The 8,254-nt window shown below is 43.6% G+C and carries 2 protein-coding genes; both read right to left on the bottom strand.

Annotated elements, in window-relative coordinates; all coding sequences use genetic code 11:
- A partial coding sequence (locus tag ACFQZJ_RS19720) for a beta strand repeat-containing protein (RefSeq protein WP_379936695.1) occupies positions 1–7,555 on the bottom strand: 7,555 nt, incomplete at its 3' end.
- 349 nt (positions 7,556–7,904) lie between these two features.
- On the bottom strand, positions 7,905–8,254 hold a 350-nt coding region (locus ACFQZJ_RS19715), incomplete at its 5' end, for a gliding motility-associated C-terminal domain-containing protein (protein ID WP_379936694.1).

The raw sequence follows: 8,254 nt of genomic DNA, 5'->3' as shown, positions 1-8,254 counted from the left end.
CGGCACCCTCGTCCACGGTAAAGTCGGCCACGGAGATGCCCTCTCCGGCGCCAAGGCCGTCGTTGTCTAAAATATTTATCGTAGCCTGATTATCGTTTATGTATATCAGATTCGTAGAAAGATTAGAAAGGTCTACCAGCAAATTCTCCAGTGTCTCCAAAAGGTTGTCATCGATAATAGGAACGGTTATCGGTTGTGTTTCCCCGTCCGTGCCGGCAAAGGTAAGTTGTCCGGAGGTAGTTGTATAGTCCCCAGGCGCAACGGCCGTGGCGTCCGTTGTAGTATAGTCCAATGTAAACCCACCCGGAACGTTTCCTGTAAGCAGAACATTCACGGTAGCCGTACCTGCACTTTCGTCCACGGTAATGTTGTCGTTGTCAAAAGATATTCCGGTACCTACACCACCGTCGTTATCCGTAATGTTCACGGTAGCTTGGTTGTCATTAATGGAAATCAGTCCGGTAGACAGGTTGGAAAGGTCAACCAAGAGATTCTCCAGAGCTTCGATAAGGTTATCGTCGATAATAGGAACGGTTATCGGTTGTGTTTCCCCGTCCGTACCGGCAAAGGTAAGTTGTCCGGAGGTGGTTGTATAGTCCCCAGGCGCAAAGGCCGAAGCATCCGTTGTGGTATAATCCAAAGTAAACCCGCCTGGAATGTTTCCAGTCAATATTACATTTACGGTAGCCGTACCTGCACTTTCGTCCACGGTAATATTGTCGTTGTCAAAAGAGATCCCTGTACCTGCGCCACCGTCGTTGTCGGTAATGTTTACGGTAGCCTGATTATCGTTTATAGAAATCAGTCCGGTAGAAAGGTTGGAAAGGTCTACCAAAAGATTCTCCAAAGCCTCGATAAGGTTATCATCGATAATAGGAACGGTTATCGGTTGTGTTTCCCCGTCCGTACCGGCAAAGGTCAGTTGTCCGGAGGTGGTTGTATAGTCCCCTGGCGCAACGGCCGAAGCATCCGTTGTGGTATAATCCAAAGTAAACCCGCCCGGAATGTTTCCAGTCAATATTACATTTACGGTAGCCGTACCTGCACTTTCGTCCACGGTAATGTTGTCGTTATCGAACGATATTCCCGTACCTGCGCCACCGTCGTTGTCGGTGATGTTCACGGTAGCCTGATTATCATTTATAGAAATCAGACCAGTAGAAAGGTTGGAAAGGTCTACCAACAAGTTCTCCAAAGCTTCGATAAGGTTGTCATCGATAATAGGAATCGTAATCGGTTGTGTTTCCCCGTCCGTACCGGCAAAGGTAAGTTGACCAGAAGTTGTTGTATAATCGCTAGGTGTAACAGCCGAACCATCCGTAGTGGTATAATCCAAAGTAAACCCACCCGGAACGTTTCCTGTAAGGAGAACATTCACGGTAGCCGTACCTGCACTTTCATCCACGGTAATGTTGTCGTTGTCAAAAGTGATCCCTGTACCTGCGCCACCGTCGTTGTCGGTGATATTTATTGCTCCAGGATTATTGGAAAAAATAATGTTCTGAGCTAAGGCATTGGTAAATGCTGGTGCCGCTACACTGTAACTTCCGCTGACATTAAAAGTTTCTAAGGGTTCAATGAAATTATCATCTATAATTGTGAATGTAACGGATTGAATTTCCGAATTAGACCCAGTAAAGGAAACAGTTCCACTATTAGCCGTATAATCATCTGGTTCAATTGCCGTACCGTTAGATGAGCTATAGCTTATATCAAAAGGGTCTTGTGTCTGGCCACTTAGAATGAAAGAATAGCTGGTTGATCCAACAGCCTCATCCACAGTAATATCTTGTAGTGTTATCGTAGACGTATCATTATCATGAATTCTCACAATTCCTCCTGGGCCTGCCAAACCAATTCCGGAAATAGAAGGGTTGGAGAGTCGTTGTATCACACGTTCGGAAGGTTCTGTAATGTTATCGTCAATAATGGTTAGTGGTATAAAAAATTCTGTATTAACAGGTGAATTGGCAGGAAAGGATATCGTTGCCGTAGTTCCCGTATAATCGGAACCTTCCGTTGCTGGAAAGTTTATTCCAGAACTATTTACCACAACATCGACTGTAAAAGCATCTTCCACACCAACATTTGTGCCCGAAGGACTCAGGAAAACACGTAATTGTACTATGCCAACATCTTCCAAAACATCGTAATTGCCGGTAGAAACCGTTGCTTGATCTGTATCTAGGATGGTTCCACGTCCTGTATCATCGGTAATGGTTGCAGAACCAGAAGTTAGCGCAATAACAACATCAAAATCCTGGGTATTTTCAAACCAATCATCGTCCAAAGCTGCTACATTGAAACTTACACTTGTAGTGTTTGCTAAAAGTGTTACTGTTGTAGGACCTGAATAATCTGCGGGAATTGTTGAAATATCCACATAGCTTAAATCAAAAACAAGGTCTGTTAACGGTGCCTGTGATGCCGTTATGGTGAAAACTAAGTTATCCCCTTCGTTTGCTGTTGCATCGTCAATCGTAATACCGGCAAAATCGTTGTCCTGGATATTTACATCAGCTTGTGTATCCAGTATGTTGAGTATCCCGGAAGACGGATTAAATAGATTTACCAAGAAATTCTCGGTTGGTTCTATTAAGGTATCGTCAATGATAGGTATTGTTATTTGTTGTATTTCACCATTGGTACCATTAAAATTAAGCGTTCCATTAGTTAGTATAAAATCGTCCGGGGCAATCGCTAGATCGGTCTGTGAATTGAAATCGACCGAAAATCCTCCGGGAAAATTACCATTGAAAATAACCTCTAGGGTAGCCGTACCATTCGCTTCGTTTACGGTAATGTTGTCATTGACAAAAGTAATGTCTCCAAATGCGGGAGAGGGTGTACTTGCGATCACTACCGAAAGTACATCACAAAAACAATTGGATGCACCTGGTGCAAATTCTACTACGATGTTGCTGTTGGCCCCGCAAAAAGTACTGGACGAAAACGAAAAAGCTTCTTGTATGGACGTTCCTACGGGAATACCCTGACTAAGCGTACCCGTATAAAGCGGACTCCCAACCTTTATGCCTGTCCCATCTGCACAGAAAACCTCATACGAAATACCGGATGCTAAATCTTCCGTACCAGTATTTTCAATTCCTACTTCCACGGCATAGTTGGTGTTGGCTCCTTGTACATATTCTGCCGTTGCCGAAAAGGAGGACTCCTCCAAAACCGCTTTGCTTATGGTTATTTGTGTATCGGCTTGTCCTGTTTCGATTTCGGTGGTTCCACAGGATACGCCACCACAAGTCAGTCCTGTTGTGGTCACATAGGTACTTAAATCGATATCATAGGTTCCCGCACAGATGTCCGCGGTACTTTCCACCCCAAAATTATAGGCAATTAGATCGGTGATAGTGGCACCTGCCGGAAGTCCGATCTCGATTTCCTGATGGTTTCCGACCGTATTTGCCGATACAAATGTTGCCGTAACGGAGCCTGTAGAACTAAACGAACCGGGCACATATACCAATCCAGAGGGTAGGGTTATTCTTGTAAAGTCATCTGATCCCGTTGTACCGTCCACAATATAAGTTTCCACGGAAACGGTTTCCATTTCACATCCCTCAAAATTCGGGGAGCTAAGCGCCACACTATTGGTACTGTACGGAGGTTCCGCTCCGGTAATGACAACAGGTTCGCTTGCCAGCCGGCTGCCGCTTCCCACGGCTGGGCTTCCACAAGGATTATTCCCTGAAATAATATAGGTGGTTCCCGTATTGGAACGGTAATTACATTGCGGATTCAAGGTCATGTCGATGATAGCGATCTGCTCATCCAAAGAGGCGGCGCCGTAGGATCCCGATAGTCCGTTCTGTGCATTTATACCCGAATGCAGTAAAAGATCCAAGGTTACCGTATTCCCTGAAATAGATGGTGTAATACTTTCAATATTTCCTGAATTTCTTGGGTATTCTACCGATACATCCGAAAAAGTTATAGAACTAATATCCCCAGGGATATCAAACGTAATGGTAGGCGAAGTTAAATCGCCTTCCCCGGCATTTCTTGCTTCCAGTACCACATCATAATCGGTACAGGTATCCACGGTTCCCGATGGCTGGCTTAAGATATCCAATTGAATGGCGGCCGCTACGGGTTCTAAACTAAGTTCACGGCCATTGAAGAAAGGTAGGCCAGTATAGCTAGAAGGATACCCAGCACAATCGTAATTCTGGGCAATGTAAATAGTTTGTGGTGAACATTCGGTAAAGGTGCCTTCAAAGCGTATTCTTTTTATTTCATCGACAAAACCTGTCATACTACCGTATTCAATATAGAAAACACCGCCTTCATTTACTACATTCAGCGGGGTTTCTGTCGCTCCGTCTATCAAATATGCACTGGTAATCTGGTAATCTGAATCTGGGTTCACCCGTAACCAGTTGTAGTCTATTTGTGTAGCAGTTCCATTCCTTAACTCCACTTCGAAACTTGCCAGTTCCGAACTGCCTATTTCTATTGGATTTACTCTATTTATTCCGTACCATGCGTTAAAATAGGTAAAATCTCGGTTGTCGGTTTGCGTTACCACAATGGGATTGTCAGAATAGGCATAATCCAAATAGGTTACAGAAACATTATGGTTAGATACCGCAGGTGTCGCGCTTGTGGCGACCACTGGGATATTAATATTTGGCGTATTGTTGCCGGATTGATCTAAGTTTCTAAATCGAGGTCCTGGTGTAATGGTAACCACGTTTCCGGAAACCGTATAGCTAAGGCCATTATTCCATGAGCCAGGACGATCATTTTCTGGTTGTAAGTAAGGATAGCCTTCGCTGCTAGCCACATTATTGAACGTCATGCCTTGAGGAATTTCGATGCTCGTGGATTGCCATAATAAAGGGGGTCTGTACTCATTAGGGAATCTTGCACCTATGCCGGAAGATTGCTCCAAGGTTACCGATAACCATCTTTCTTCGCAGCCTGTAACAAAAGATTCGTAATTGGGTCTTAAACCTGTAACGTTTTCAAAGAAAAAAGCACGGTCGTTATAGTACTGGCAACTTACCCTAGATCCCCCGCCGTCCAGACTGTAAAACTGTCCGTAAAAAGTATAGAATTCGTTAAGCTCTGCCTGATTAAGGAAATTATCCTTAAACCTGAAATGAAGTTCCACTTCTATTTCATCTTCCTCAAAGCCTTCTCCATATTCGTATGTTGGTGAAATGATAGACCTGTAGCTGGATAAATCAAAAGTCATCAAATGATCATTGGTGCCACTTGTGGTAACCGTTGGGGCTACGGTAATCGCTGCGACCTGTGGACCGGAAGATAAGTCGTTTATTGTAATCGTACCATAATCAAATGCGAAAATATCCGAGATGTTTGTACCGTCGTTTCTTGTCACATACCTGATTTCAAAACTAAGGTTGTCCCTGACATCGTTTCGCATGACCGCTGAGCTGGTAATGACCATTTCGTCCCTAGGCATGTAATATTTGGTGGCATGTATCGCTGGATCCAGTGTTACTCTGGTGGTCATATTATCATCCGTCCATCCCGCGGTGGTCCTATTGGCTTCAAACGAGGTGGTGGTAGGTGCTGCACATCCTGTATCGCAATGTGTAACCACTTCAAAACTGCCACAGTGTATGTCCGTGTTGAAACAGGTGCTGCTGTAGGAGCTGGTATAGTTCAAGTCGATCGTCGAAGGGCCAGTATACGTTGCACAGTCGAGGGTTAGGGGAAAATTAATCGGGATTTCCAATAAATAGCCATCTCTTACGAAATTTGCAAGATCGGTCTCTGTAAATGTTACTTGATTCCCCAATTGCGAGTATCTTGAATCTGCACTGCTATCCAAGTTTATTCCAGGAGGTACATTGATGCTTACATTATAACTGGTACCCGGATCGTTGCTGAGCATGATTATACCGTTGCAGGTGGGGGATTCACTAGGAACGGTAAAGCTACCAACAAAACTTAAATTAAAGATTTCCCCATCATCGGCATCCTGTTCAAAACTTTCAGGATTTGTCCAGTTGAAAAGCGCTTCCCTTTGCACACCATGTTGATTTGCAGTTACTCTGTCCGTACCTATGTTTCTATTACAGGGATTAACGGACCAGAGATCCATGCGAAGTGAGAGATTTCTTGTATATTCAGCAGAATATTCGTCACATGCAGGGGTATTGGGAAGCATGGCCAAATCAAAGTTCATTTCGGTATTTGCACCAGGGGCCAAATCGTCAAAGAAACCATCTCCATCCAAATCCTCTAAACCTCCGGGTCCATCTGGATCGGAGGTCAGGAAATTGGCCGGTAAGTAATAGGAGCCTGCTCCGCCGGACGGATCTATAGTATTCGCCCAACGTTGTGGTGTGAATGGTGCACCCCCGGTAAACCTAAAGTTGGAAAGCTGTCTTTGCGTATTGGAATCATCACCATATAATGGATTTACACCAATATCAGATAGCGTACCGTCCCAGGTATACCCAATGTTCAACTGCACATTGTAGGCATTGTCCGTACCGTGTATGTTTGAAATTCCATAGGTATACGTTACCGGTGCGTCCCATCTGGGAAGTGGTTTGTTTATTTCCGTTACGCTGATATTTGCCCATTCATCAACAATATTAAACCTGCCAAATATGGGTGCGCCCGTTTGGCAAAAAGTGCCACTGCTACAGCCCCATCTAGGACTATGTCTTGTACCGATGCCCCAGGCACAATTGGAAAGTTCCAAGGTTTCTTGGAAGATGATGCTCTCATTTTCAAAAACGTTGTCCCCATCTCCCACTTGTCCCGCAAAAGGGGCAAGGTTCAAATCAATTTCATACGTGTAAAAATCACCTGAAATGTTTGTTGGGGTCAAAACGGTGCCGTTAAACGCCAGTTGATAGTTTACCTGAAGTTCCAGCGGTACCTCTACTTGGTGTTCAAATCGCTCCACACCACCATTGCCCGAATTACGTAGGATAATATTTCTGGTTTGTGGGGTGTTAACAATTGCCCCTACGTCTGAAATTGGATCCACGGCCAAAAAGGCCCTTAAGAGGTTATAGGAATTTACAGTAGGGTCATTGTCCGATGCGGTCTGTGCCCCATCGGTATCATTGAACGATATGGTATGCGCATCTTTGAACAGACCGCCGGAATATGAAAACTGTACGGCATCACAATCGGCGGTTTTTTGGTACGTGAACGTGACCTGATCGTTTATTTGCCAAGGCGCATTACTTGGTCTCTCAATACCAAATATGGGTTGATTTAAGTCTGAAATATCTATCTCGGAAAAGGTGAAATCCCCGGAGCCTGTCTGCGTTGTAATTACACCGGATCCTGCTTGGTACATAACTCCATCAGGAAAGTCGAACGCGATTTCAAAATCCGTAGTGGTTGCCTGTTTGCTTTGCACGGTAACAGTGCTTAGGCCATTGTTGGTATCGTTACATGCCTTAAAACTCAAGGAGTTTAGATCTACCCTGATTTTGTTGGTATTTATTTGGGCGTGTGCCATCTGCACAGAACCGAACAATAATAAGCATATCAGTGCTAGTACATGCTTTAATCTTTGTAAGTTGTATTTTGTTTCCATAAACTTATTAAGCAAAAAACGATTTTGCTTTTTTATGAGTTTTAAACTGTTGTTTTCCTTCTATTGCCCTACAGTATCTGCTTATTTTTTTTGAGCGTGTATTTTATTGTACATCCCAATAAGCGCAATACGTCTACAACCATGGTAGTTCAAAGTAACTATACTATTTTAACATAATTAATTATTTGTTGTGAACTAGAGGTTTATTGTTGCGGAGTGGAGTAAGATTGTGGTATTATAAAATCATGTAGGAATTGCTATAAATAGCAAGAAACCCTAGTATTTTTCGTAAGAAAAATACTAGGGTTTCTATATTGGCAGCGATGTATCGACTAGGTTTTTGAAGTACTTAATTTCCTCCAATATACATATATCCATTGATTTGTTGTGTTGGATTTTCTTCGCTTATGACATCGATAATGTAATAGTAAGTTCCTGTTGGCAGCATTCCGGAAGTTCCCAGTTTGTTGTCGGGGGATTCCCCTCCCCAGTTGTTCTGGTAATCGGTTCCTTCGTACACCTTGTTCCCCCATCTGTTGAATACCATGATGTTAAAGGTGAAGTCACAGAACTCTGTACTTGTTATTTCAAACAAATCATTAATACCGTCACCGTTGGTGGTAATTGCCCTGGATACCTGTATTTCGTTAATTGAACATGGTACACAGTCCGCGTTCACGTTTATGGTAAAGTCAACAA

Origin of the sequence: Maribacter chungangensis (assembly GCF_042676845.1) — a bacterium.
In the GTDB taxonomy this organism is placed as follows: domain Bacteria; phylum Bacteroidota; class Bacteroidia; order Flavobacteriales; family Flavobacteriaceae; genus Maribacter; species Maribacter chungangensis.
Note: the sequence above shows the minus strand (reverse complement) of the source record. Positions and strands in the feature narration are given on the sequence as shown.